The organism is Geobacillus sp. C56-T3 (genome assembly GCF_000092445.1).
Lineage (GTDB): Bacteria > Bacillota > Bacilli > Bacillales > Anoxybacillaceae > Geobacillus > Geobacillus thermoleovorans.
The window spans coordinates 3,499,916-3,524,149 of the sequence record NC_014206.1 but is presented as its reverse complement, the minus strand read 5'-3'; the positions used below and the strand labels follow the sequence as shown (position 1 = coordinate 3,524,149).

The window sequence follows — 24,234 nt, the reverse complement described above, 5'->3', positions numbered from 1 at the left end:
AATTGCATCTATATAGAATCATGAAAAGGAAAATAGGCTAAAAATAAAATATATCATTATACATCATCATTGTGAGAAGAAAATGAGAAATTGTCACAAATTATTAATATTTACCCTATGTGAATGAGGTTTTACGTGGAAACACATTGACATTGACCAGGCCGTATTGTATCCTTTACAAGGGGTAGATTGAGAAGGTTTTCATTATGTTAAAGGGTGTGTTGGCATGTCCCCAAAACAGCGCCACCCGTTTCAAGCCATGGCGTTGATGTCCGCCATCGTCTCCCAACTTGTTGGTTCGATTTTGGTCGGCGTTTTCGGCGGGAGATGGATCGATGATCGACTTGGCACCGAGCCAATCTTTTTGATCGTCGGCCTTTTGCTCGGACTGGCGGCCGGCGTGTACGCCATGTTGCGCTTGATCCGCCAATATTTCTCTGAGGAGTAATAAAATGGGAAGTCTTCAAGCGATGTTTTGGCGGCAAGTGCGATACATATTGTATTTGCTCGCCATCTATACGCTCGGCTTTGGATTTACGCCGTATAAAACCGTTTTTCTCAGCTTGATTCTCGGCACATCGATCAGCCTCCTCATGGTTTGGAACTTAACCTGGAAAATCGAAAAATTCGGACAAGCGGTGGCGGCGCGCAAAAAAGTGCGCACATTAGGCACCTTATCGCGTTTGGCGCTTGCCGCGTTGGCTGCTGTCATTGTTCTGACGTATCCGCAATATTTTCATATCGTGCCAACCGTTTTGGGATTAATGACATCCTACATTGTCATTATAATAGATTTCTTCTTTCACAAATGGAAAAACGACAAGCTGCAGGTATGAAAGCGAGGTGAGGGAGGATGGAGCATAAAGCGCCGCTTGTCGAATTTTTAGGCCTTACGTTTAATTTATCTGATATGTTGATGATTACGATCACGAGCTTGATCGTTTTCATCATTGCTGTTGCGGCTACTCGCTCGCTTCAGCTGCGCCCGACGGGGATGCAAAACTTTATGGAGTGGGTCTTTGACTTTGTCAGAGGCATCATTAACAGCACGATGGATTGGCAAACGGGCGGCCGCTTTTTGACGCTGGGCGTCACGCTCATCATGTATGTGTTTGTGGCCAATATGCTTGGACTGCCGTTTTCCGTCCATGTCAACGGTGAACTTTGGTGGAAATCGCCGACCGCGGATGCGACCGTTACGTTGACGCTGGCGGTGATGGTCGTCGGCCTCACCCACTACTATGGCGTCAAAATGAAAGGGGCGTCCGACTATTTGCGTGATTACACCCGTCCAGTCGCCTGGTTGTTCCCGCTTAAAATCATCGAAGAGTTTGCCAACACGCTGACGCTCGGTTTGCGTCTTTTCGGGAACATTTACGCCGGGGAAATTTTGCTTGGCTTGCTCGCCAGCCTTGGCACGCATTACGGTGTGCTTGGCGCTGTTGGCGCAGCCATCCCGATGATGGTGTGGCAAGCGTTCAGTATTTTTGTCGGAACGATTCAGGCGTTCATTTTTACGATGTTAACCATGGTTTATATGGCTCATAAGGTCAGTCATGACCATTGAGCATTCCTTTTCATTAGAGCAAGACTTGAATGAAACATTACTTTAACATTGCGAAGGAGGATCTATCAACATGAGTTTGGGTGTACTTGCAGCTGCGATTGCGGTAGGTTTGGGGGCATTGGGCGCCGGCATCGGCAACGGGTTGATCGTCAGCCGTACCATCGAAGGGATTGCTCGTCAACCAGAATTGCGTCCGGTTTTGCAAACGACGATGTTCATCGGGGTCGCGTTGGTTGAGGCGCTTCCGATCATCGGTGTCGTCTTCTCGTTCATTTACTTAGGTCGATAAGAAATCGATATGGAAAGTGATGGCGAAGTTCGTGTCAACGACCACCTTCGCCATTCCTTTATGTGCGGTTTTGCGAGACCGCGTCGGTGCGATAGCTGTCGAAAGGAGTGAAACGCGGTGTTGTGGAAGGCAAACGTATGGGTGCTCGGCGAAGCGGCGCATGGCATCAGCGGCGGCACGATTATTTACCAATTGCTGATGTTCATCATTTTGCTGGCCTTGCTGCGCAAATTCGCTTGGCAGCCGTTAATGAATATCATGAAACAACGTGAAGAACATATCGCGAACGAAATCGGCCAGGCGGAAAAACGCCGTCAAGAAGCAGAAAAACTTCTTGAAGAACAGCGCGAACTGATGAAGCAGTCGCGCCAAGAAGCGCAAGCGCTCATTGAAAACGCGCGCAAGCTGGCTGAAGAGCAGAAAGAACAAATTGTCGCCTCGGCCCGTGCGGAAGCGGAACGGGTGAAAGAAGCGGCGAAAAAAGAAATCGAGCGTGAAAAAGAACAGGCGATGGCCGCGCTCCGCGAACAAGTGGCCTCGTTGTCTGTCTTGATCGCCTCAAAAGTGATTGAAAAAGAGCTGACCGAGCAAGATCAACGCAAGCTGATCGAAGCGTACATCAAAGACGTTCAAGAGGTAGGAGGAGCGCGATGAACCAAGAAGTGATCGCCAAACGGTACGCGTCCGCTTTGTTCCAAATCGCGCTCGAACAAGGACAGCTTGATCGAATCGAAGAAGATGTTCGCGCCGTGCGCCAGGCGTTGGCGGAAAACGGCGAGTTTTTATCGCTTCTTTCGTATCCGAAACTTTCCTTGGATCAGAAAAAAGCGCTCATCCGCGAAGCGTTCGCCGGTGTGTCCACTCCGGTGCAAAACACGCTTCTCCTTCTTCTGGAGCGCCATCGCTTCGGCCTTGTGCCCGAGCTGGCGGAACAGTTTCTCGCCCTCGTCGACGATGCGCGCGGCATCGCCAAGGCGGTCGCCTATTCGGCGCGGCCGTTGACGGACGAAGAACTGCGGGCGCTTTCCGACGTCTTTGCCCAAAAAGTCGGCAAACAGACGCTTGAGATTGAAAATATCATTGATCCGGAACTCATCGGCGGCGTGAAGCTGCGCATCGGCAACCGCATTTACGACGGCAGCGTCAGCGGGCAGCTTGAACGGATTCGGCGGCAGCTGATCGGCTAACATTTGAAGACAGGGGTGAAAGGCATGAGCATTCGAGCGGAAGAAATCAGCGCGCTCATTAAGCAGCAGATTGAAAACTATGAATCGCAAATCCAAGTGAGCGACGTCGGCACCGTCATCCAAGTCGGCGACGGGATCGCGCGCGCTCATGGGCTCGATAACGTCATGTCCGGCGAGCTCGTCGAGTTTGCCAACGGCGTGATGGGCATGGCGTTGAACTTGGAAGAAAACAACGTCGGTATCGTTATTTTAGGACCGTACACCGGCATTAAAGAAGGGGACGAAGTGCGCCGTACGGGCCGGATCATGGAAGTGCCCGTTGGGGAAGCGCTCATCGGCCGCGTCGTCAACCCACTCGGTCAGCCTGTTGACGGATTAGGGCCGGTGGAAACGACGGAAACGCGCCCGATCGAGAGCCCGGCGCCGGGCGTTATGGACCGGAGATCGGTGCATGAGCCGCTGCAAACCGGGATTAAAGCGATCGACGCGCTCGTGCCGATCGGCCGCGGCCAGCGCGAGCTCATCATCGGCGACCGGCAAACGGGGAAAACGTCCGTCGCCATTGACACGATCATCAACCAAAAAGACCAAAACATGATTTGTATTTATGTCGCCATCGGGCAAAAAGAATCGACGGTCCGCACCGTTGTCGAAACGCTCCGCAAACACGGCGCGCTCGACTATACGATCGTCGTCACCGCTTCGGCGTCGCAGCCGGCTCCGCTTTTGTTCTTGGCGCCGTATGCCGGTGTGGCGATGGGCGAGTATTTCATGTATAAAGGCCAACACGTGTTAGTGGTCTATGACGATTTATCGAAACAAGCCGCGGCATACCGTGAATTGTCGCTCTTGCTTCGCCGTCCGCCGGGCCGTGAAGCGTATCCGGGGGATATTTTCTACTTGCACTCCCGCCTGCTTGAGCGCGCAGCGAAATTGAGCGATGCCAAAGGCGGCGGTTCCTTGACCGCGCTTCCGTTCGTCGAAACGCAAGCGGGCGATATTTCCGCGTACATTCCGACGAACGTCATCTCGATTACGGACGGGCAAATTTTCCTGCAATCGGACTTGTTCTTCTCCGGCGTCCGCCCAGCGATCAACGCAGGGTTGTCCGTTTCGCGCGTCGGTGGGGCAGCGCAAATCAAAGCGATGAAAAAAGTAGCCGGGACGCTCCGTTTGGACTTGGCCGCTTACCGTGAGCTGGAGGCGTTCGCCCAATTCGGCTCCGACCTCGACAAGGCGACGCAAGCGAAGCTCGCCCGCGGGGCGCGCACGGTCGAAGTGCTGAAGCAAGATTTGCATCAGCCGATTCCGGTCGAAAAACAAGTGTTGATCATCTATGCATTGACGCGCGGCTTTTTGGACGACATTCCGGTTGAAGATGTGCGCCGTTTCGAGAAAGAGTTTTACTTGTGGCTCGACCAAAACGGCCAACACTTGCTTGAGCACATCCGCACGACGAAAGATCTTCCGAACGAAGACGATCTCAATAAAGCGATCGAAGCGTTCAAGAAAACGTTTGTCGTTTCACAATAAGGCCGGCGGGGGCATATCGCCCCCTCACGCCTGTTAGAACCCGTGCAGCAAAAAGGTGGTGAAACCTTTGGCATCGTTACGCGATATTAAAACGCGCATCAATGCGACGAAGAAGACAAGCCAAATTACAAAAGCGATGGAAATGGTCTCGACGTCGAAGCTGAACCGCGCGGAGCAAAACGCGAAATCGTTCGTTCCATATATGGAGAAAATTCAAGAAGTCGTGGCTAATGTGGCGCTTGGCGCCGGGGGGGCTTCGCATCCGATGCTCGTTTCGCGCCCGGTGAAAAAAACCGGTTATCTCGTGATCACGTCGGATCGCGGTCTGGCTGGCGCGTACAACAGCAACGTGCTGCGCCTCGTGTACCAAACGATCCAAAAACGCCATGCTTCTCCGGACGAATATGCGATCATCGTCATCGGCCGCGTCGGGTTGAGCTTTTTCCGCAAGCGGAACATGCCGGTCATTCTCGACATCACCCGCTTGCCGGACCAGCCGTCGTTTGCCGATATTAAAGAAATCGCCCGCAAAACGGTTGGGTTATTCGCCGACGGTACGTTTGACGAGCTGTATATGTATTACAACCATTACGTGAGCGCGATCCAGCAAGAGGTGACGGAACGGAAGCTTCTGCCGCTCACTGACTTGGCGGAGAATAAGCAGCGCACGGTGTACGAATTTGAACCGTCGCAAGAAGAAATTTTGGACGTCTTATTGCCGCAGTATGCGGAAAGCCTCATTTACGGCGCATTGCTCGATGCAAAAGCAAGCGAACACGCCGCCCGCATGACGGCGATGAAGAACGCAACGGACAATGCGAACGAGCTCATTCGCACATTGACGCTTTCCTACAACCGCGCTCGCCAAGCGGCGATTACGCAAGAAATTACGGAAATTGTCGCCGGAGCAAACGCCTTGCAATAGGGGACTAGCAAGTTAGGAGGGAAAACGATGACAAGAGGACGCGTTATCCAAGTCATGGGTCCGGTTGTAGACGTCAAGTTTGAGAACGGCCACTTGCCGGCGATCTACAACGCCCTGAAAATTCAACATAAAGCGCGCAACGAAAACGAAGTCGACATCGACTTGACATTGGAAGTCGCCTTGCACCTTGGCGATGATACAGTACGGACGATCGCGATGGCGTCCACAGACGGCCTCATCCGCGGCATGGAAGTCATCGATACCGGTGCACCGATTTCGGTGCCGGTCGGCGAAGTCACGCTTGGCCGCGTGTTCAACGTCTTGGGCGAGCCGATCGACTTGGAAGGCGACATTCCGGCTGACGCCCGCCGCGACCCGATTCACCGTCCGGCGCCAAAATTCGAGGAATTGGCGACGGAAGTCGAAATTTTGGAAACGGGGATTAAAGTCGTTGACTTGCTTGCCCCGTATATTAAAGGCGGAAAAATCGGTTTGTTCGGCGGCGCTGGCGTAGGAAAAACGGTCTTGATCCAAGAGCTGATTCACAACATCGCCCAAGAGCACGGCGGGATTTCCGTCTTTGCTGGCGTCGGCGAACGGACACGCGAAGGAAACGACTTGTACCATGAGATGAAAGATTCCGGCGTCATCAGCAAAACGGCCATGGTGTTCGGACAAATGAATGAGCCGCCGGGGGCGCGGATGCGCGTCGCCTTGACCGGCTTGACGATGGCCGAATACTTCCGTGATGAACAAGGCCAAGACGTGTTGCTCTTTATCGATAACATCTTCCGTTTCACGCAGGCCGGTTCGGAAGTGTCGGCGCTGTTAGGCCGCATGCCGTCGGCCGTTGGTTACCAACCGACATTGGCGACGGAGATGGGTCAATTGCAAGAGCGGATCACGTCGACGGCGAAAGGCTCGATCACCTCGATTCAAGCGATTTACGTCCCGGCCGACGACTATACGGACCCGGCTCCGGCCACGACGTTCTCGCACTTGGATGCGACGACGAACCTGGAGCGGAAGCTCGCGGAGATGGGGATTTATCCGGCCGTTGACCCGCTCGCTTCGACATCGCGTGCGTTGGCGCCGGAAATCGTCGGCGAGGAGCATTATCAAGTCGCCCGCAAAGTGCAGCAAACGCTGCAACGTTATAAAGAATTGCAAGACATCATCGCCATCTTGGGGATGGACGAACTGTCGGACGAAGACAAACTCGTCGTTCACCGCGCCCGCCGCATCCAGTTCTTCTTGTCGCAAAACTTCCACGTGGCGGAGCAGTTCACGGGCCAACCGGGCTCCTACGTGCCGGTCAAAGAAACGGTGCGCGGCTTTAAAGAAATTTTGGAAGGCAAATACGACCATCTTCCGGAAGATGCGTTCCGCTTAGTCGGCCGCATTGAAGAAGTCGTTGAAAAAGCGAAAGCGATGGGTGTCGAAGTGTGACCCGGGATAGGGGGATTGGACAATGAAAACGATCCACGTGAGCGTCGTTACTCCTGATGGCCCGGTGTACGAAGACGATGTTGAGATGGTCAGCGTCAAAGCGAAAAGCGGCGAGCTCGGCATTTTGCCGGGGCACATTCCGCTTGTCGCCCCGCTCGAGATCAGCGCGGCCCGGCTGAAAAAAGGCGGCAAAACGCAATACATTGCCGTCAGCGGCGGCTTTTTGGAAGTCCGCCCGGACAAAGTGACGATTTTGGCTCAAGCTGCTGAACGGGCGGAGGACATTGACGTCCTCCGCGCCAAAGCGGCGAAAGAGCGGGCGGAGCGCCGCCTGCAAAGCCAGCAGGATGACATCGACTTCAAACGGGCCGAACTGGCGTTAAAACGCGCCATGAACCGTTTGAGCGTTGCGGAAATGAAGTAAAAAGCAGGGGAGTTTTTCCCCTGCTTTTTTTGATGAAAACGGAAGAATCGTCCGTCAAGGAGAGAGGCAAACGCTCTCTCTTTTTTCGTTCCTCGCATTCCGTCGCTTCAACAAAGATGAAGCGCTTACATGAATGGATACCGTGTTGACAGTGTTAACTTGAAGTTTTGCTGACACGGCTGGATATAAATGTTATAATGAAATCGAAGGAATTATTGAAAAATTTCATCATTAACACCATACGTATGTAGTAAACCGGAAGGGGGCGAGCTGGTTGAGCAACATCTATGCAAACAGTTATTTGATCATCTTCGTCTTCCTTTGCCTCGGTGTGTTGCTGCCGATCGGGGCGCTCACGGCCGGGCGGTGGCTGCGGCCGCACGTGCCGAGTGATGCAAAGGCGACAACTTATGAAAGCGGTAACAATCCCTTTCACGACTCGCGCGTTCAGTTCCAAGTTCGGTACTACCTATTTGCCTTGCTGTTTGTCATTTTCGATATCGAGACGGTGTTTTTGTACCCGTGGGCTGTTGTCTATGACCAACTCGGCTTGTTCGCGTTGGTGGAAATGATCATGTTCATCGTTTTGCTTGCCATTGGCCTTATCTATGCTTGGAAAAAGAAGGTGTTACGATGGATGTGAAATGGGAGGGTTTTTCTGGCGTCGAAATGGAAGAAGTGAAGCGAAACGTCTTTTTGACGACGTTGGAACAGTTGAAAGGATGGGCCCGAAGCAGTTCGCTTTGGCCGTTGACGTTCGGCCTTGCCTGTTGCGCTATCGAGATGATGGCGGTCGGCGGCGCCCATTACGACCTCGACCGGTTCGGTTCGTTTTTCCGCGCCTCGCCGCGGCAGGCGGACGTCATGATTGTCTCGGGCACGGTGACGAAAAAAATGGCGCCGCTCTTGCGCCGGTTGTATGACCAAATGCCCGAACCGAAATGGGTCATCGCCATGGGTTCGTGTGCGACAGCCGGCGGCCCGTACGTCAAATCGTACAGCGTCGTCAAAGGCGTCGACCAAATTGTCCCGGTGGACGTGTACATACCAGGCTGTCCGCCGAACCCGGCAGCGCTCATCTACGGCATTCATAAATTAAAAGAAAAAATCCGACTGGAAGCCAAAACGGGGAAGAAGGTGCTGTAACCGATGGATGAAGAAAAAGATTTGGCCCAGAGAAAAAAAGAAGCCGCTGAGCGGGCAAAACAGCTGGCGCGCGAACGGCTTGCGGCCAAGCAAGCAGCAGAACAGGCGAAGCAAGCCGCTGAAACCGGTGACGCCCGAAGCGATGATTTGAATCCTTCTTCGGATGTATCCGACGGCCCGGCAAATGAAGCGCCGGGCGGCGCGGCGCAGCCGCCATCGGCTGAAGACATCGCGTCAGCGAAAAAACGAGTTGCCGAAGAGGTGCGAGCCAAGGCCGCCGAGTTGCGGCGGCAGCGCGAGGCGGCGGCGTCCGGGGACGACCTCGAGGCAGCGAAGCGGAAGGCGGCGGAGGAAGCGCGGGCACGGGCGGCGGAATTGCGAAGACAGCGGGAGGCCGCTGCGTCTGGTGCGGCGACAGGGGACGACCTTGAGGCGGCGAAGCGGAAGGCAGCCGAGGAAGCGCGGGCGAGGGCGGCCCAACTGCGAAGACAGCGCGAGGCGGCGGAAAGCGGTGCGGAGGATGATCTTGAGTTGGCGAAGAAAAAGGCAGTTGCGGCCGCGAAGGCGAGAGCTGCTGCATTAGCCAAACAAAAAGCCGCTGAAGCGTCGGGCGACGATGACGAGCTGGCCAAGCAAAAAGCGGCCGCCGCGGCGAAAGCGAAAGCCGCGGCCGCGGCAAAAGCGCGGGCGGCGGCCTTGGCGAAGCAACAAGGCGGCGCTGGCGATGAGGGGGCGAAACAAAAAGCGGCAGCGGCCGCCCGGGCGAAGGCCGAAGAAACTGACGGAGGAACCGGACGGTCTGCCGCTCCGTCGCCGAATGATCCGCTGCTTGAGAAATATGTCCGCATCATTCATGAGCATCTCGGTTCGGACGTGCTCGAGGATGCATACATCAACCGGCTGGCGAAAGATGTGCCGACGCTTGTCGTGAAAAAAGAGGCGTACTACAAAGTCGCCGAGTTGTTGAAAGGCCATGAACAGCTTCGGTTTGATTATTTATCCGAGCTGCACGGCACCGATTTTCAGACGCATATGGAAGTGTACGTCCATTTGTATTCCTATCCAAACCGGCATCCGGTGGCGCTGAAAGTCAAAATCGAGCGCGACAACCCGGAAGTCGATTCGCTCGTTCCGCTTTGGCCGGGGGCGAACTGGCCGGAGTGCGAAGCGTACGATTTGCTTGGCATCCGTTTCCGCGGCCACCCGAACTTAATCCGCATCTTCCTCGGCGAACAATGGGTCGGGCATCCGCTGCGCAAAGATTACGAGCCGTATGATGCGGAGGTGTAGATGATGCTGCGCACAGAAGAAATGATTTTAAACGTCGGCCCTCAACACCCGAGCACGCACGGGGTGTTCCGCCTCATTTTAAAAATTGACGGCGAGATCATTCAAGAAGCGACACCGGTCATCGGCTATTTGCATCGCGGAACGGAAAAGATCGCCGAAGGGCTGCAATATACGCAAATCATCCCGTACACCGACCGAATGGACTACTTGTCGGCGATGACGAACAACTATGTGCTTTGCCATGCGGTCGAAACGATGATGGGCATTGAAGTGCCGGAGCGGGCCGAGTATTTGCGCGTTCTTGCTATGGAGCTCGGACGGATCGCCAGCCACCTCGTCTGGTGGGGGACGTACTTGCTTGACCTTGGCGCGACAAGCCCGTTTTTGTACGCATTCCGCGAACGCGAAATGATTATTAATCTATTAAATGAGCTGTCCGGGGCGCGGCTGACGTTCAACTACATGCGCATCGGCGGCGTCAAATGGGATGCGCCGGACGGCTGGATCGACAAAGTGAAGCAGTTTGTCCCGTACATGCGGGAGAAATTGGCCGGCTACCACGACCTCGTCACCGGCAATGAAATTTTCCGCGAACGCGTAACAGGCGTCGGGCGGTATACGAAAGAAGAGGCGATCAGTTATTCGCTCAGCGGCGTCAACTTGCGGTCGACCGGCGTCAAATGGGATTTGCGCAAAGATGAACCGTATTCGATCTATGACCGCTTTGAGTTTGATGTGCCGGTGCGCGAGGGCGGCGACTGCCTGGCCCGCTATGAATGCCGGATGGCGGAAATTGAGCAGTCGCTTCGCATCATCGAGCAGGCGTGTGAGCAATTTCCACCCGAGGGGCCGATCATGGGAAAAGTGCCCCGCATCATCAAAGCGCCGCCGGGCGAAACGTTTGTCCGCATCGAGGCGCCGCGCGGCGAGATCGGCTGCTATATTGCGAGCGACGGCAAAAAGGAGCCGTACCGCCTCAAATTCCGGCGCCCGTCGTTTTACAACTTGCAAATACTCCCGAAGCTGCTCAAAGGGGAAAACTTGGCCAATGTCATCGCCATTCTTGGGTCGATTGACATTGTGCTTGGGGAGGTCGACGGATGATGGAGCAATGGCTTGAATCCACGCCAAGTTGGTCGAACATCGCCCTGTTTTTCGGGCTTGGGGCGCTGCTTTTGGCGGTCGTGCTCGCCTTTGTCACATACGGCATTTTGGCTGAGCGGAAAGTGATGGGGTTTATGCAAGGGCGCATCGGCCCGAACCAAGTCGGCGGCCGCTTTGGACTGTTGCAAACCGTTGCCGATGTGTTGAAGCTGCTTTTGAAAGAGGATACGATCCCGAAAGCGGCCGACCGTCCGCTCTACGTGCTGGCGCCGATCATCGCCTTTGTGCCGTCGTTTATGGTGTTGGCGGTATTGCCGTTTACCGATGCGTTCCGGTTCGCCGATATTGGCGTCGGCCTTCTGTATTATATCGCTGTCTCCGGCTTGACGACCGTCGGCGTTGTCGCCGGCGGCTGGGCGTCCAACAACAAATACGCTCTGCTTGGCGGCATGCGGGCAGCCGCGCAAATGATTTCCTATGAGATTCCGCTCGTCATGTCGGCGCTTGGCGTCGTGCTTTTGGCGGGAAGCATGAATTTAGTCGACATCGTTGCGGCGCAAAAAGACGTCTGGTTCATTTTCGCCCAGCCGTTGGCGTTTTTGATTTTCCTCATTGCCGCGGTGGCCGAGTTGAACCGGACGCCGTTTGACTTGCCGGAGGCGGAGTCCGAGCTTGTCGCCGGCTTCCATGTCGAATATTCCGGGTTCCGTTGGGCGTTCTTTATGCTCGCCGAGTATGTGTATTTGTTCGCCATGGCGGCGCTTGTGACGATTTTGTTTCTCGGCGGTTGGCATCCGGTCGCGTTTCTCGGCTGGATTCCTGGCGCGGTCTGGTTTGCGCTGAAGTTTTGTGCGGTCGTTTTCGTCCTCATTTGGTTTCGCGCCACATTTCCGCGCGTGCGCGCCGACCAGCTGATGGAGTTCGCCTGGAAAGTGCTGCTTCCGCTTTCGCTCGTCAACATTGTGCTGACGGCGGTCGTGAAAGCGTGGTTTTTCTAAAAGGCCGGTGATGTAGTGAAAAGTCGCGAAAAACGGACTCTTCTCAAATTGAGAAGTCCTGTAAAATCAACGCCTCTCTTTCACCCAAAAGCAACGGATTCGGCGAAATCGGTCGTTTTTCACCAGTCCTCTAAAGGAACAAAGCAACTTGTCTTGCCAGGAAGGGGGCAGCCGCCCATGAGCATGGCCTCCTCCTTCGGGCATAGGTCGTGTCGGAACGCCACTTTTCCCATGAGAGGGGTAGAAGACGGATGATTGGGTTGATGAAAGGATTGGCGTATACGTTAAAAGAGTTGACGCGCGAAAAAGTGACGTACGATTACCCGCACGAACCGCTCCCGCTCCCGGATCGGTTTCGCGGCATCCAGAAATTTTATCCCGAAAAATGCATCGTGTGCAACCAGTGTGTCAACATTTGCCCGACCGAATGCATCCAGCTGACCGGGAAAAAACATCCCGATCCGACGAAAAAAGGGAAAGTGATTGAGACGTACAACATCAACTTTGAAATTTGCATTTTATGTGATTTGTGCACGGAAGTATGCCCAACGGAAGCGATTGTCATGACGAACAACTTTGAGCTCGCGGAATACAGCCGCGACGCTCTGTATAAAGATTTGGCCTGGCTCGATGAAAACGATACGAACATCAGAAGGGAGAATAAGCCGTGAGCGGAACGGACATCGCCTTTTTCTTGCTCGCCCTCGCGGCGATTGCCGGGGGAGTGACGATGCTCCAGCTGACGAACGTCGTCCATATGGTCATCGCCCTCGTCATGACATTTTTAGGAATTGCCGGGCTGTACGTGCTGTTGTCCGCTGAATTTGTCGCTGTTGTGCAAGTGCTCATCTATTCCGGAGCCATCACGATCATCATGCTGTTTGCGATCATGCTGACGCGCCATCACACAGACGAAAGGGAGCGCCCAACCACCGGCGGCGTCTGGCATAAAGCGGTTGCCGCCCTCTCCGTCATCGCCTTCGGCCTTGCCGTCTACTTCGGCATCCGCCAGCTCGACTTCGGCGCTGACGGCAGCGCGCTTTCGGGCGACAACGCGAAGGCGATCGGCAAGTCGCTTTACTCGTATTATACGATTCCGTTTGAAATCGTGTCCGTCATTTTGCTTGTCGCCTTAATTGGCGCGATCGTGTTGGCGAAAAAAGACGGCAAGGGGGCGGAAGACGAATGACATTATCGGCCTATTTAGCGTTGGCGCTGATCTTGTTTTGCATTGGGCTGTACGGGGCGCTCACGAAGAGGAATACGGTCATTGTGCTCATCTGCATTGAGCTGATGTTAAATGCGGTCAACATCAATTTCGTCGCTTTTGCCAAATACGGCGCCCATCCCAGCGTTCACGGGCACGTGTTCGCGCTATTTGCGATCGCCGTGGCGGCGGCGGAAGCAGCCGTCGGCTTAGCTGCGCTCATCGCTTTTTACCGCAGCCGGAAGACGGTTCAAGTCGATGAAGCCAATTCGTTGAAACATTAGAGAAGGGGATGGGAACGATGATGAACCTAGCTTGGGTCGTGCCGCTGTTCCCGCTTGGTTCGTGCATTCTGTTGCTGCTGTTCGGACGGAGATGGAAACAGCGAAGCGCCTATGTCGGCATCGCCGCGGCGTTCTTGTCGCTGCTTTTGGCGCTCGCGGTGCTTGTGGACCGCCTTGGCGGGTCGACGTATGAGGCAAACTGGACATGGATGACGATCGGCAACGTGACGTTGACGGTCGGGATTTCCGCCACCGCCCTAAACGCTTGGATGCTCGTCGTCGTCGCACTCGTCAGCTGGCTCGTCCATGTGTATTCGCAAGGGTACATGGCTGGCGATGAACGGTTTTCCACCTTTTACGCGTATTTGGGCCTGTTTACGTTTGCGATGCTCGGTCTTGTGCTGTCGCCGAATTTGCTGCAGGCGTACATCTTTTGGGAGCTCGTCGGACTTGGATCGTTTTTGCTGATCGGTTTTTACTTCTATAAGGAAGAAGCAAAAGCGGCGGCGAAAAAAGCGTTCATCATGACGCGCATCGGCGACGTTGGCTTTTTTATCGGCATGATGTTGCTCTTTTGGCAAACGCACAGCTTTGATTACGATGACATTTTCCGCGCCGTCGGCGACGGCACGCTGTCGCCGGGGATGACGACGCTCACTGTGATCTTGATTTTCATCGGCGCCATCGGCAAATCGGGGCAATTTCCGCTCCATACATGGCTTCCAGACGCGATGGAAGGCCCGACGCCGGTGTCGGCGCTCATCCACGCTGCGACGATGGTGGCGGCCGGTGTGTACCTTGTGGCGGCATTGTTTCCGCTGTATGAGGCAAGCCATGCAGCCATGATGACCGTGGCGACGATCGGCGGGGTGACGGCCATTTTCGCCGCGACGATCGGCTTGGTGCAGACGGACATCAAGCGCGTCCTCGCCTATTCGACGATCAGCCAGCTCGGTTATATGATGTTGGCGCTTGGCGCCGGCAGCTATGTCGCGGCCATCTTCCATTTGACGACGCATGCGTTCTTTAAAGCGCTCCTCTTTTTGGCCGCCGGGAGCGTCATTCATGCCGTCCGTACGCAAAACATCGAGGAAATGGGCGGGCTTTGGCGGCGGCTGCCATGGACCGCGCCGCTATTCCTCATTGGGGCGCTGTCGATCAGCGGGGTTCCGCTATTCGCCGGCTTTTTCAGCAAGGACGAAATTTTGGCCGCCGCCTGGACGAACGGGCCGCGCCTCCTCTTTTGGCTCGCGGTCGCTGCCGCGCTGTTGACGTCGTTTTATATGTTCCGGCTCTTTTTCCTCGTCTTTGCCGGCAAAGCGCGGCATCATGAGGATGCTCATGAAGCGCCGGCCTCGATGGTGGCGCCAATGCTTGTGCTCGGCGTGCTGTCGATTGCATCCGGATACATGCAAACGCCGTGGTTTGGCTCGTTCCTTGGCGAATGGTTGACGGATGGAGCGTATCGTCATGAAGCGGCGCCGGGATGGATCGCTGTTTTGGCGACGATCGTGTCGTTTGCAGGGATTTTTCTCGCTTGGCTGATGTACGGGGCGCAGAAAGTGCCGCGCGATTGGCTGTCCGCGCGTGTTCCGTATGTTGATGAGCTGCTGCGCCGTCATTACTACATCGATGACATTTACCGTTTGACGGTCGTGTCGCTTGTGTCATGGATCAGCCGCCTGTTGGCGTATGTCGACCGCTTCCTTGTGGAAGGGCTCGCCCGGCTTGCCGCCGGCATTGTCGGCGCGGCCGCCTCGGCTGGGTCGCGCGGGCAAAACGGGCAGGCGCAGACGTATGGGGCGGTGACGGTGGCCGGATTGGCGATTTTGGTCGTCATTTTCGCCTTAACAGGGGGGTACTGGCTATGATGTTTTTATCGCTGCTCGTCTTTTCGCCGCTGTTAGGCATCATGTTGCTGATGTTTGTCCGCAAAACGGATGAACGAATGATTCAATGGCTCGGAACGGCCGCCACCGTACCGCCGCTCATTTTGGCGTTGTTTGCTTTCATTCAGTCCGGGCGCGGGTTTCGCCTCGAGCGGCTCGACGAAGCACGGGACTGGGTGCGGCTTACGGACCTGCCATTTTTGACGGACGCGGCGTATGTGATCCGCTATGAGCTCGGCATCGATGGGCTGTCGCTTGTCTTTATCGTTCTGACCGCGGTGTTGGCGACGTTGGCCGCTTTGGCGTCGATGCTTGTCACAACGGAGAAAAAAGGGTATTTTCTCTGGCTGCTGGCGCTTGAGATTGGCATGCTCGGCGTATTTTCCGCCGCCAATTTCGTTTGGTTTTTCCTCTTCTTAGAAGTGACGTTGGTCGCCATGTTTTTGCTTGTCGGCAAGTGGGGCGGGTTTGAGCGCGAGCGGGCGGCGTACAGCTACTTGTTGTACAACGGGCTCGGCTCGGCTTTGCTGCTTGTCGTGATCGCGGTGCTGCTTGCCCGAACTGGAACAGCGAACTTTGCCTTGCTTCATGAAATGTTACATAATCCAGCGGCGGAAGGGCAACTGATTGCGCCGCTGACGGCGGAAGGGCGTCGCTGGCTGCTCGGCGGGCTGCTGTTGGCATTTGCCGTCAAGCTGCCGGCTGTTCCGTTCCACCGCTGGCTCATCCGCGTCCACGTCGAAGCGCCGCCGCCGGTGGTGATGCTTCATGCCGGGGTGTTGCTGAAAATCGCAGCGTATGGGATGATTCGCTTCGGGGTCGGCTTGTTTCCGGATGAGTTCCGCTCGTTTGCCGGCGTTCTCGCTCTATTTGGCGTCATCAACGTGCTGTACGGCGCGCTGTTGGCGCTTCGCCAGCGCGAATTGAAGCGCGTGCTCGCCTACTCAAGCGTGTCGCATATGGGGGTCGTGCTCATCGGACTCGGTGCGTTGAATGAGGCCGGCATTCAAGGAGCGGTCTTTCAATCGGTGGCTCACGGACTCATCTCGGCCTTGTCGTTTTTGCTTGTCGGCGTGCTCGCTCATCGAATGGGAACAACGGACATCAACCGGCTTGGTGGACTGACGAAAGCGATGCCGCTCTTTTCCGGGTATTTGCTCACAGCGGCGCTCGCCTTGCTCGGTCTGCCGGGGCTGGCGGGATTTGTCGGTGAATTCACGTCGTTTCTCGGGCTGTTTCAAACGAAGCCGGCCCTTGCCGCCGTGGGGGCGCTTGGATTGATCTTCGCCGCTGTCTACTCGCTGAAAGCCGTCCTTGATATCACGTTCGGCCGCCCCCGCGACCGGCGGGAAGCGGTCATGGGCTGGCGTGAGCCGCAAGCATCTGCGGCAAGCCTAGGTGAACCGCAAGGGGGCGTCGTTGACTTGCAAGGAAAAGAAGCTGTGCCGGCGTTCATCCTCGTCGCGTTGATCGTGGCCGTCGGCGTCTATCCGCAGCTATTGGCCGCGCCGCTTACGGCCGTCGTCAAGACGATGATGAACGGGCTAGGGGGTTGATCACATGAACGATGTATGGCAATCCGATTGGAGCATGATGGCGCCCGAATGGATCGTCCTCGCGGCCGCCATAGCGCTGTTGGTGATGGACTTGGCGCTGCCAAGTAGCCGAAGCCGCCGGCCGCTTGCTTGGGGCGCCGCGGCGGCGGCGGCGCTCGCCATGATCGCGACAGCGGCGATGATCCCGGTCGGGTCGGCATCGATTTTGCATGATACGTTCCGGCTCGATGCGTTCGCCAAAGCGTTCAAGCTCATTTTGCTGGCTGGCGGAGCGCTCGCTCTGCTTTTGGTGGCCGAATGGGCGCCGAAAGAAGGCAGTCCGCACCGCGGCGAATTTGTCTATATGATGTTGTTTGCGCTGCTTGGGGCGATGATGATGGCGTCTAGCGGCGATTTGCTTACATTATTTGTAAGCCTTGAGCTGCTTTCGGTGTCGTCCTACATTTTGGCCGGTTTGCGCAAAACGGCGCCGGCATCGAACGAGGCGGCGCTCAAATACGTCATCAATGGCGGCATCGCCACCGCCATCATGCTGTTTGGCATGAGTTATGTGTTCGGCTTGACCGGAACGACGAATCTCGGCGGCATCGCGCGCCGCTTGCAGGAGACGAACGAGCCGTACATGCTTGCTTTGGCGTTTCTGCTTTTGCTCATCGGCGTTTCGTTTAAGCTGGCGACTGTTCCGTTTCATATGTGGGCGCCGGACGTGTACGAAGGAGCGCCCGTTCCAGCGACCGCGTTTTTTGCCGTCGTGTCGAAAACGGCCGGCTTTGCCCTTCTTCTCCGTTTACTGGTGACGATCTTTGCCGCGGCGCCGGCAGAAGGGCGGGATCCGTCATCGCTTCTTTTGTCGATGCAGCCGATCATCACCGTGTTAGCCGGATTGACGATGATCATCGGCAGCGTCGTGGCGCTTCGGCAGCGGAGTTTAAAGCGGCTGCTCGCCTACTCGAGCATCGCCCACGCCGGCTACTTGCTCGCGGGGTTTGCCGCGATGTCATGGGCGATGATCGATTCGCTCTGGATGTATTTGCTCGTCTATACGTTGATGAACATCGGGACGTTTGCCATTATTGCCCATATTGTCAATGAAACCGGATCCGATGATTTGGATGGACTGGCCGGCTTATATCGGCACCGCCCACTGCTGGCTGCGGCGCTCGGGCTGTTTTTGCTCTCGCTCGCCGGCATCCCAGGAACAGCTGGCTTTATCGCCAAGCTGCATATTTTCATCGGCCTTGTCGTCACAGAGCCGGGCCATTATGTGCTCGCCGCCGTGATGGCGATCACGACCGTCATCTCGTACGTGTACTATTTCAATTTGATCGTCCAGCTCTTTTTCCGCCCGACGTTCACCGCGCCGCTTGGCCGGCTGCCGGCCGGGCTGTCGACCGCCGTCGTTCTTTGCGCGCTTGGAACGTTGGCGATCGGCTGGGCGCCGGGGCTTGCTTACGATATGCTCGCCCAGTTTGGGCATTTTGGCGATTTTTTGCCGTAACGGTAGAATAAAGGGAGAGGGAGAATGCCTCTCCTCTTTTTTTGCGCCGCCGGCTTCGTTTGGAAAGGAGGGGATGCGCTGCGTGCTTTGCGCAGGAAAGCTCCATCGAGCCATGTTTGCTTTCCACCTAGCATGAAAGTTTCAAGGCCTGCGCATTTTCATAGAAAGAGAGGAATGCTCATCCCGCTGGCTTTGTTTCGGGACGAGGAGCACCTTGGATGTGCGGCCGGCTCTGTTTCGGGGGAGAAGAGCTTATCATGCGCCGCTTAATCTGTTTTCGAAACGCATGAAGTGCTTTGGCTGCTCGCCGCGTTCCGAAAAAGAGGAAATGCTTCGTATGCTTCGTTTCACATATGCTTGAGAAAGAGGTGAAACTTGATGATGCCGGTCATCGGCCAACAAGCGTTGATTTCGATTATCGTTCATTTGGCGTTTCTAGCGGTGACGTGGTGGACGCTGCAGGCGGTGCGGCTCGAGGTGCTGCTTCGGCCGAACCGCGTCGTCCAAGGGCGGCTGCTGTACATTTTATTGACGATTGCCATCGGCTCGACGGTGGCGAACTTTTTCCTTGACTATTGGGCTTGGTCAACCGATTTGCCGTATTTGTTCCGCGAATAAGGAGGCCCGGGGCGCCGTGGTGCTTCGGCTCCCCCTCCAACTGCCCGCTTGCCCCGCCCTCTGTCCGGCCGATCCGTTCTTGCCGCCGCCTCTTTGCTCCCCGTCCCGTCCCCTTCTTCCACGGATTCTCGGCTGTTTGCCCTCCGCTTTGATGTTTATTTATGAAAGCGATTTCAAAAATCGCCGGTTGTCGATTTTTTTGACGTATGTTCCCTTGCCCGGTGGCAACAATAACAAGTAAGGAGAGGAAGGGAACGAAGATGAGAAAAAATCCAATCTGTTGGCTGATGGCGCTGGCCGCCGCGGTCTTGTTGTTGGCCGCAGGGCAATACCGGACGGAAGGCGCGCGGGGGAACGAATGGTCCGAACCGTTGGAAATGATGGCGCACACATTGGCGCAGCACGGTGCCTCGCTCGGCCGCTGGGTCGTGTACACAAGAGAGTATGCCCACGATATTCAAAATGATGCGGACTTTTTCAAAAAAATGGCGGAGTTCAAACAAACATACCGCTCCTTTCACTGGACGTTCCACCAAACTAGCCATGGGCAAAAAGTGATCGGCACGAATGAACATTCCTTTTTTCGTGAACAAATCCAGCTCGTGATGACCGTCACAAATGGAACGCCGCAAACGTATATCCTCTATGAAGTGACCGGCCCAACGTGGAGCCAAGCTGGGTGGAAAGAAGCAACACAGCACATTCAAAAAACGACGAACGGACTATTTGTGAATCACTCTACATTTTTTGCTTGTATTGAAGGCGAGTTCAGTGGTAATATGGAAGGTGGTTTGTTCGATCAAGCTTCTCAATTGCTTCGCGATTTTCAAGCGACGCCTGTCGAGTGGCTGCGGGAAGAGTCACTCGTTTCCCTGTCTGCATATACTGGGCAGTGGAAGAACGTTCTCCCAACCGCCCATCATCAGCCGATCAACCTGCAACTCGCCTTGAGAGAAAGATTGGGCGGCAAGACGCGCGTCGTTGCTGGAACCCCAATCATTACCATTGAATACTAATATAGAGAAATTGGACGCGGAGGGGAATACCTTGGAAAAGATCATCGTCCGTGGCGGAAACCGGTTGAGCGGCACCGTCAAAGTGGAAGGCGCAAAAAATGCCGTTTTGCCTGTCATCGCTGCCACTTTATTGGCTACGAAAGGAACAAGTACGATTCATGATGTGCCTGCTCTTTCCGATGTATATACAATCAGTGAAGTGCTCCGCTATTTAGGCGCCGATGTGCACATTGCCGGCGAGACGGTCACCGTCGATGCCACCGGTCCGTTGACGGTGGAAGCGCCGTTTGAATATGTGCGAAAAATGCGCGCGTCGGTGCTTGTCATGGGGCCGCTGTTGGCGCGCAACGGCCGAGCCCGCGTGGCGCTGCCGGGCGGCTGTGCCATTGGCTCGCGCCCGATCGATCAACATTTAAAAGGATTTGAAGCGATGGGCGCGTCTGTGAAAGTCGGCAATGGCTTTATCGATGCGGAAGTGAACGGACGGCTCCGCGGCGCCAAAATTTATTTGGACTTTCCAAGCGTCGGGGCGACGGAAAACATTATGATGGCCGCCGTGCTCGCGGAAGGCACGACTGTGATCGAAAACTGCGCCAAAGAGCCGGAAATCGTCGATTTGGCGAACTTTTTGAACGCGATGGGCGCCAAAGTGCGCGGCGCCGGCACCGGAACGATTCGAATCGAGGGAGTTGACGAGCTCGTCGGCACAACGCATACGGTCATTCCGGACCGCATCGAAGCCGGCACGTTTATGGTGGCGGCGGCGATCACCGGCGGCAATGTCCTCGTGCAAGGAGCCGTTCCGGAACATTTAGGCTCGCTGATCGCCAAACTCGAAGAAATGGGCGTGACCGTCATGGAAGAGGAAAGCGGCTTGCGTGTCATCGGTCCGGAAAAGCTGAAAGCCGTCGACATTAAAACGATGCCATATCCGGGCTTTCCAACCGACATGCAGTCGCAAATGATGGCTCTCTTGTTGAAAGCGGAAGGCACGAGCATGATCACCGAGACGGTGTTTGAAAATCGCTTTATGCATGTGGAGGAATTCCGGCGCATGAACGCCGATATTAAAATTGAGGGGCGTTCCGTCATTATCAATGGCCCGTGCCAGCTGCAAGGCGCCGAAGTGGCGGCCACCGATTTGCGCGCAGCGGCGGCGTTGATTTTGGCTGGACTCGCGGCGGACGGCTACACGCGCGTGACCGAGCTTCGTCATCTCGACCGCGGGTATGTCCGCTTCCACGAAAAGTTGGCTGCGCTTGGGGCCGACATTGAACGCGTCCGCGAAGAAACGGAACAATTCGACCAAATTCAAACGATCCAATGGAACGGATAAAGAGCGAAAAACGACCGTGAACTGCCTTTCAGCAGGGAATGGTCGTTTTTTCTTGGAACACGGGCGACCGTCGAAGGACGGTAGAAAACAACCGTTCGTTCCTGGCGATCTTCTGTACAAAGTTTCTCCATAAGCTTGATCGCATCGCGCGCGGCAAGTTGCGGCGGTGGTGAAACATGTGCTTTCGAAAACCCCCTTGTTCCATCGCCCCCTGTTCCGTCACCGACTTTTTTCAACGGCTTCATGTTTAGAAGGTCGGTGAAAAACGGCTGTCACGAGCAAATCAGCGGCATTTCGCCAAAAAAGAAGGCTGATTTCGTAAGGTTTTTCTAATTGAGAAACAGCTGGGACTAGCAGTATTTTGTACTCAATCACCAGCCCTTTAGACGGGGTGCGAAACGCGCTCAAGGCGTTTTGGCTCGAGAGAAAACTGTCATACATACTTGTCCGAGCCCATAACTATAGTAACGAACCGAAGCCAACGCAGGCATTCATTCGCGATGTCCGCTTGTGCTTGGAAAACGCATATTGGGGGCTCGGCTATGGTGAAACGATTGAAACCCGTAATGGTGCTCGCTTTCTTGCTATTTGTCGCCATCCTCGTCATTCCGACGGCGCTCGTTCTTCCATTTTATGACGGGAAGGTGGCGAAATTGGCCGAACAACTGCACAAGCAAGAACAAATTCAGCGGTCGCAGGCAGCCGAAGGGCCGTCTGTCGAGGTGGCGGTCTACCGAAGCAAAGAACAACGCGTCGAACATATTCCCCTCGAGCAATACGTCATCGGCGTCGTGGCGGCGGAAATGCCGGCCGAATTTGAACTTGAGGCATTAAAGGCGCAAGCGTTGACGGCAAGAACGTACATCGTGAAGCAATTGCTCGCCAACCAGCCGTTTCGCCTGCCAAAAGGAGCGAATGTGACCGACACGGTGGCTCATCAAGTCTATTACAGTGATGACGAATTGCGAAAGCTGTGGGGCAGCGATTATGATTGGAAAATCAAAAAAGTGACAAAAGCCGTGTTGGAAACGCAAGGACAAATTTTGACATACCACAACGAGCCGATCGAGGCGCTGTTTTTTTCGACAAGCAACGGCTATACGGAAAATTCGGAAGCCTATTGGCAAAGCGATTTTCCTTATTTAAAAAGCGTCGCCAGCCCATGGGACAAACAATCCCCGAAGTTTTACCAGAGAAAAACGATGTCGGTGGCGGAATTCGAGCGAAGACTGGGGGTCCAACTGCCCGCTGACGGCTCAGTCGGCGTCATTGTATCGCGCACTCCCGGCCGCCGCGTCGGCGAAGTGAAGATCGGCGGCAAGACGTTTACGGGCCGCGATGTGCGCGAACGGCTCGGATTGCCGTCAAGTGATTTCACCTGGGTGCGCAACGGAGATGACATCATCATTACGACGAAAGGCTACGGCCATGGCGTCGGCATGAGTCAATACGGCGCCAACTTTATGGCCAAAGAAGGGAAAACGTACGCCGACATCGTTAAATATTATTACCGCGGCGTCCATATTTCGTCGGCGACGGCGTTTTTAAACAAATTGACCGCGAAAAATGGATGAACCGGGGTTCTGCGCCCCGGTTTTTCTGTCAAATGTTCGGGGCAAACGGCAGGGAGACGCCCCTCATTTTTTTGTATAAAATCTAGCCGAATGTCAAAAAATAAGTGAAAAAATTGTTTTCTATGTGTATATCTTTTCCTCTTTCTGTTCAAAATGGTTGCTGAGGTGATGAACATGAGAGAGGAACAAAAACAATCGTCGCTGAAGCGTCTGTTCCGCAAACGCTGGGTATTTCCGGCCATCTATTTATCGTCTGCCGCATTGATCGTCGCTGGTGCGCTTTGGTTCCAATTGGGCAAAGAGGAGAATACGGGCAGAGACAACGTGGCGAAAAACGGCACCGCCCAGCAAGAAAATCCGGCTGTTCCGGTCAATGAAACGGTCGAAACGATTGCGATGCCGGTGCTTGATCCAAATGCGGTGCAAGTGAAAACGCCATTCTACGATGACAAAGCATCGGAAGCAGAACAGGAAGCAGCCCTCGTCTTTTATGATCATACGTACCACCCGAACCAAGGCATCGATCTTGTGCGCCAAGACGGCAAAACGTTTGATGTCACCGCTTCCTTAAGCGGCACGGTGACGAAAGCGGAAAAAGACCCGATTTTGGGCTATGTTGTCGAAATCAATCATGAACAAGGGGTCACGACCGTCTATCAATCGCTCGCTGATGTGAAAGTCGAAGCCGGCGACACGGTGAAACAAGGTGAAGTGATCGGCAAGGCAGGGCAAAGCGAATTCAACAAAGAAGCCGGCATCCACGTCCATTTTGAAATTCGCAAAGACGGCCGGGCGGTCAACCCGATCGACTATGTCGACAAACCGTTGACGGCTTTGACTGACAAAGCGGAAGACAAAACGGGAACCGATCGCGCCGCCACGAACAAGGAAAAAGAATTGATGCCAAGTGACGAAACAGCGCCGACAGACGAAAACCCAGCGAATGAACAACCATCGGCTGACGACCATTCGACGACGCCAAGCGACAACCATCAAGACGAAAACAACGATGCTTCATCCTACAAAACGCCAGACGCCTCGATCGGCATGGCAAGAGCGTAATCGACAAGGCGTCGAGCAAGAGGAAACGAAAAACGCGACGAAAAGGCCTGTCCGTTTGCCAAGACAAGCGGGCGGGTCTTTTTGCTTTGCCGCTTCTAAAGTCAGACGTGGGAAAAACGGTAGCCAAAAAAGCTCTTCACCATAAGATAAAAAACGTTTTTCATGATAGGTGCCCCAAAAAGTCATGGCTATTTTTTGTTCGATCGGGAGGGACGATGTTATGTTTGTGTCTAAAAGTCAAGTACATCTTTCGGTGATGAACCGCCAAAAATTATGATTTGA

Annotated in this window: 26 protein-coding genes; all 26 read left to right on the top strand. The window is 54.9% G+C overall.

The genetic code is table 11. The annotated features are described in order from the left end of the window. The first annotated feature begins 226 nt into the window (after positions 1-226). The 26 genes from GC56T3_RS17440 to GC56T3_RS17315 all read left to right on the top strand — a co-directional run bounded on the left by GC56T3_RS17440 (position 227) and on the right by GC56T3_RS17315 (position 23,952). Positions 227-448, top strand: coding sequence for an AtpZ/AtpI family protein (locus GC56T3_RS17440; protein WP_013146607.1), 222 nt, complete (start codon positions 227-229; stop codon positions 446-448). A gap of 4 nt (positions 449-452) precedes the next feature. Beyond that, the gene (locus GC56T3_RS17435; RefSeq protein ID WP_013146606.1) at positions 453-836 is read left to right on the top strand and encodes an ATP synthase subunit I; all 384 of its coding nucleotides are present in this window, start codon (positions 453-455) and stop codon (positions 834-836) included. 17 nt (positions 837-853) lie between these two features. After that, a complete protein-coding gene (gene atpB, locus GC56T3_RS17430; RefSeq protein WP_011232831.1) occupies positions 854-1,567 on the top strand; it encodes a F0F1 ATP synthase subunit A in 714 nt (237 codons plus the stop codon). Between the two features lie 70 nt (positions 1,568-1,637). Next, positions 1,638-1,856, top strand: a complete 219-nt coding sequence (gene atpE / locus GC56T3_RS17425) for a F0F1 ATP synthase subunit C (protein WP_011232830.1) — start codon at positions 1,638-1,640, stop codon at positions 1,854-1,856. Positions 1,857-1,976: 120 nt separating this feature from the next. After that, positions 1,977-2,510: a F0F1 ATP synthase subunit B gene (atpF, locus tag GC56T3_RS17420; protein WP_173346453.1), complete on the top strand. Its 534-nt coding sequence runs from the start codon at positions 1,977-1,979 to the stop codon at positions 2,508-2,510. Beyond that, positions 2,507-3,043 carry a F0F1 ATP synthase subunit delta gene (locus GC56T3_RS17415; protein ID WP_011232828.1) on the top strand — a complete coding sequence of 179 codons (537 nt, stop codon included), beginning with the start codon at positions 2,507-2,509 and terminating at the stop codon, positions 3,041-3,043. Before atpF ends, GC56T3_RS17415 begins: the two co-directional genes overlap by 4 nt. A gap of 24 nt (positions 3,044-3,067) precedes the next feature. Next, complete coding sequence (gene atpA, locus GC56T3_RS17410; RefSeq protein ID WP_011232827.1) at positions 3,068-4,576, top strand: F0F1 ATP synthase subunit alpha; 1,509 nt, start codon at positions 3,068-3,070, stop codon at positions 4,574-4,576. A 67-nt stretch (positions 4,577-4,643) separates the two neighbouring features. Continuing rightward, entirely contained in the window at positions 4,644-5,501 is an 858-nt protein-coding gene (gene atpG / locus GC56T3_RS17405) for an ATP synthase F1 subunit gamma (protein WP_011232826.1), read from the top strand. A 27-nt stretch (positions 5,502-5,528) separates the two neighbouring features. Beyond that, the gene (gene atpD, locus GC56T3_RS17400; protein WP_011232825.1) at positions 5,529-6,950 is read left to right on the top strand and encodes a F0F1 ATP synthase subunit beta; all 1,422 of its coding nucleotides are present in this window, start codon (positions 5,529-5,531) and stop codon (positions 6,948-6,950) included. A 22-nt stretch (positions 6,951-6,972) separates the two neighbouring features. Then, positions 6,973-7,374 (top strand): F0F1 ATP synthase subunit epsilon, encoded by a 402-nt coding sequence (locus tag GC56T3_RS17395; protein ID WP_011232824.1) that lies wholly within the window; start codon positions 6,973-6,975, stop codon positions 7,372-7,374. A 274-nt stretch (positions 7,375-7,648) separates the two neighbouring features. Then, complete coding sequence (locus tag GC56T3_RS17390) at positions 7,649-8,017, top strand: NADH-quinone oxidoreductase subunit A (RefSeq protein ID WP_013146604.1); 369 nt, start codon at positions 7,649-7,651, stop codon at positions 8,015-8,017. Continuing rightward, positions 8,008-8,520 (top strand): NADH-quinone oxidoreductase subunit B family protein, encoded by a 513-nt coding sequence (locus tag GC56T3_RS17385; protein WP_011232822.1) that lies wholly within the window; start codon positions 8,008-8,010, stop codon positions 8,518-8,520. The genes GC56T3_RS17390 and GC56T3_RS17385 overlap by 10 nt, the downstream gene beginning before the upstream one ends. A gap of 3 nt (positions 8,521-8,523) precedes the next feature. Beyond that, positions 8,524-9,810, top strand: a complete 1,287-nt coding sequence (locus tag GC56T3_RS17380; protein WP_013146603.1) for an NADH-quinone oxidoreductase subunit C — start codon at positions 8,524-8,526, stop codon at positions 9,808-9,810. Between the two features lie 3 nt (positions 9,811-9,813). Continuing rightward, positions 9,814-10,914: an NADH-quinone oxidoreductase subunit D gene (locus GC56T3_RS17375; protein WP_041468891.1), complete on the top strand. Its 1,101-nt coding sequence runs from the start codon at positions 9,814-9,816 to the stop codon at positions 10,912-10,914. Continuing rightward, entirely contained in the window at positions 10,911-11,912 is a 1,002-nt protein-coding gene (gene nuoH, locus GC56T3_RS17370) for an NADH-quinone oxidoreductase subunit NuoH (protein ID WP_013146601.1), read from the top strand. Before GC56T3_RS17375 ends, nuoH begins: the two co-directional genes overlap by 4 nt. 251 nt (positions 11,913-12,163) lie before the next feature. Next, complete coding sequence (nuoI, locus tag GC56T3_RS17365) at positions 12,164-12,583, top strand: NADH-quinone oxidoreductase subunit NuoI (protein ID WP_013146600.1); 420 nt, start codon at positions 12,164-12,166, stop codon at positions 12,581-12,583. Further along, positions 12,580-13,101, top strand: a complete 522-nt coding sequence (locus GC56T3_RS17360) for an NADH-quinone oxidoreductase subunit J (protein ID WP_013146599.1) — start codon at positions 12,580-12,582, stop codon at positions 13,099-13,101. Before nuoI ends, GC56T3_RS17360 begins: the two co-directional genes overlap by 4 nt. Continuing rightward, positions 13,098-13,403, top strand: a complete 306-nt coding sequence (gene nuoK, locus GC56T3_RS17355) for an NADH-quinone oxidoreductase subunit NuoK (protein WP_011232815.1) — start codon at positions 13,098-13,100, stop codon at positions 13,401-13,403. Before GC56T3_RS17360 ends, nuoK begins: the two co-directional genes overlap by 4 nt. Before the next feature lie 17 nt (positions 13,404-13,420). Then, positions 13,421-15,274, top strand: a complete 1,854-nt coding sequence (gene nuoL, locus GC56T3_RS17350) for an NADH-quinone oxidoreductase subunit L (RefSeq protein WP_013146598.1) — start codon at positions 13,421-13,423, stop codon at positions 15,272-15,274. After that, complete coding sequence (locus GC56T3_RS17345; protein ID WP_013146597.1) at positions 15,271-16,848, top strand: NADH-quinone oxidoreductase subunit M; 1,578 nt, start codon at positions 15,271-15,273, stop codon at positions 16,846-16,848. Before nuoL ends, GC56T3_RS17345 begins: the two co-directional genes overlap by 4 nt. Positions 16,849-16,852: 4 nt before the next feature. Beyond that, positions 16,853-18,346, top strand: a complete 1,494-nt coding sequence (gene nuoN / locus GC56T3_RS17340) for an NADH-quinone oxidoreductase subunit NuoN (protein ID WP_013146596.1) — start codon at positions 16,853-16,855, stop codon at positions 18,344-18,346. A gap of 378 nt (positions 18,347-18,724) precedes the next feature. Next, entirely contained in the window at positions 18,725-18,964 is a 240-nt protein-coding gene (locus GC56T3_RS17335) for a DUF1146 family protein (RefSeq protein ID WP_011232810.1), read from the top strand. Positions 18,965-19,224: 260 nt separating this feature from the next. Next, positions 19,225-19,980 (top strand): YwmB family TATA-box binding protein, encoded by a 756-nt coding sequence (locus GC56T3_RS17330; RefSeq protein WP_013146595.1) that lies wholly within the window; start codon positions 19,225-19,227, stop codon positions 19,978-19,980. 31 nt (positions 19,981-20,011) lie between these two features. Beyond that, complete coding sequence (gene murA / locus GC56T3_RS17325; RefSeq protein WP_013146594.1) at positions 20,012-21,316, top strand: UDP-N-acetylglucosamine 1-carboxyvinyltransferase; 1,305 nt, start codon at positions 20,012-20,014, stop codon at positions 21,314-21,316. 542 nt (positions 21,317-21,858) lie between these two features. Beyond that, entirely contained in the window at positions 21,859-22,890 is a 1,032-nt protein-coding gene (gene spoIID, locus GC56T3_RS17320; RefSeq protein ID WP_013146593.1) for a stage II sporulation protein D, read from the top strand. Between the two features lie 174 nt (positions 22,891-23,064). Then, positions 23,065-23,952, top strand: a complete 888-nt coding sequence (locus GC56T3_RS17315) for a M23 family metallopeptidase (protein ID WP_013146592.1) — start codon at positions 23,065-23,067, stop codon at positions 23,950-23,952. The last annotated feature ends 282 nt before the right edge of the window (positions 23,953-24,234 follow it).

Coding starts and splice junctions, on each gene's coding strand:
- GC56T3_RS17440 (WP_013146607.1), top strand. CDS start 227: ATGTCCCCAAAACAGCGCCACCCGTTTCAAGCCATGGCGTTGATGTCC.
- GC56T3_RS17435 (WP_013146606.1), top strand. CDS start 453: ATGGGAAGTCTTCAAGCGATGTTTTGGCGGCAAGTGCGATACATATTG.
- atpB (WP_011232831.1), top strand. CDS start 854: ATGGAGCATAAAGCGCCGCTTGTCGAATTTTTAGGCCTTACGTTTAAT.
- atpE (WP_011232830.1), top strand. CDS start 1,638: ATGAGTTTGGGTGTACTTGCAGCTGCGATTGCGGTAGGTTTGGGGGCA.
- GC56T3_RS17415 (WP_011232828.1), top strand. CDS start 2,507: ATGAACCAAGAAGTGATCGCCAAACGGTACGCGTCCGCTTTGTTCCAA.
- atpA (WP_011232827.1), top strand. CDS start 3,068: ATGAGCATTCGAGCGGAAGAAATCAGCGCGCTCATTAAGCAGCAGATT.
- atpD (WP_011232825.1), top strand. CDS start 5,529: ATGACAAGAGGACGCGTTATCCAAGTCATGGGTCCGGTTGTAGACGTC.
- GC56T3_RS17395 (WP_011232824.1), top strand. CDS start 6,973: ATGAAAACGATCCACGTGAGCGTCGTTACTCCTGATGGCCCGGTGTAC.
- GC56T3_RS17385 (WP_011232822.1), top strand. CDS start 8,008: ATGGATGTGAAATGGGAGGGTTTTTCTGGCGTCGAAATGGAAGAAGTG.
- GC56T3_RS17380 (WP_013146603.1), top strand. CDS start 8,524: ATGGATGAAGAAAAAGATTTGGCCCAGAGAAAAAAAGAAGCCGCTGAG.
- GC56T3_RS17375 (WP_041468891.1), top strand. CDS start 9,814: ATGCTGCGCACAGAAGAAATGATTTTAAACGTCGGCCCTCAACACCCG.
- nuoH (WP_013146601.1), top strand. CDS start 10,911: ATGATGGAGCAATGGCTTGAATCCACGCCAAGTTGGTCGAACATCGCC.
- nuoI (WP_013146600.1), top strand. CDS start 12,164: ATGATTGGGTTGATGAAAGGATTGGCGTATACGTTAAAAGAGTTGACG.
- nuoK (WP_011232815.1), top strand. CDS start 13,098: ATGACATTATCGGCCTATTTAGCGTTGGCGCTGATCTTGTTTTGCATT.
- nuoL (WP_013146598.1), top strand. CDS start 13,421: ATGATGAACCTAGCTTGGGTCGTGCCGCTGTTCCCGCTTGGTTCGTGC.
- GC56T3_RS17345 (WP_013146597.1), top strand. CDS start 15,271: ATGATGTTTTTATCGCTGCTCGTCTTTTCGCCGCTGTTAGGCATCATG.
- nuoN (WP_013146596.1), top strand. CDS start 16,853: ATGAACGATGTATGGCAATCCGATTGGAGCATGATGGCGCCCGAATGG.
- GC56T3_RS17335 (WP_011232810.1), top strand. CDS start 18,725: ATGATGCCGGTCATCGGCCAACAAGCGTTGATTTCGATTATCGTTCAT.
- GC56T3_RS17330 (WP_013146595.1), top strand. CDS start 19,225: ATGAGAAAAAATCCAATCTGTTGGCTGATGGCGCTGGCCGCCGCGGTC.
- spoIID (WP_013146593.1), top strand. CDS start 21,859: ATGGTGAAACGATTGAAACCCGTAATGGTGCTCGCTTTCTTGCTATTT.
- GC56T3_RS17315 (WP_013146592.1), top strand. CDS start 23,065: ATGAGAGAGGAACAAAAACAATCGTCGCTGAAGCGTCTGTTCCGCAAA.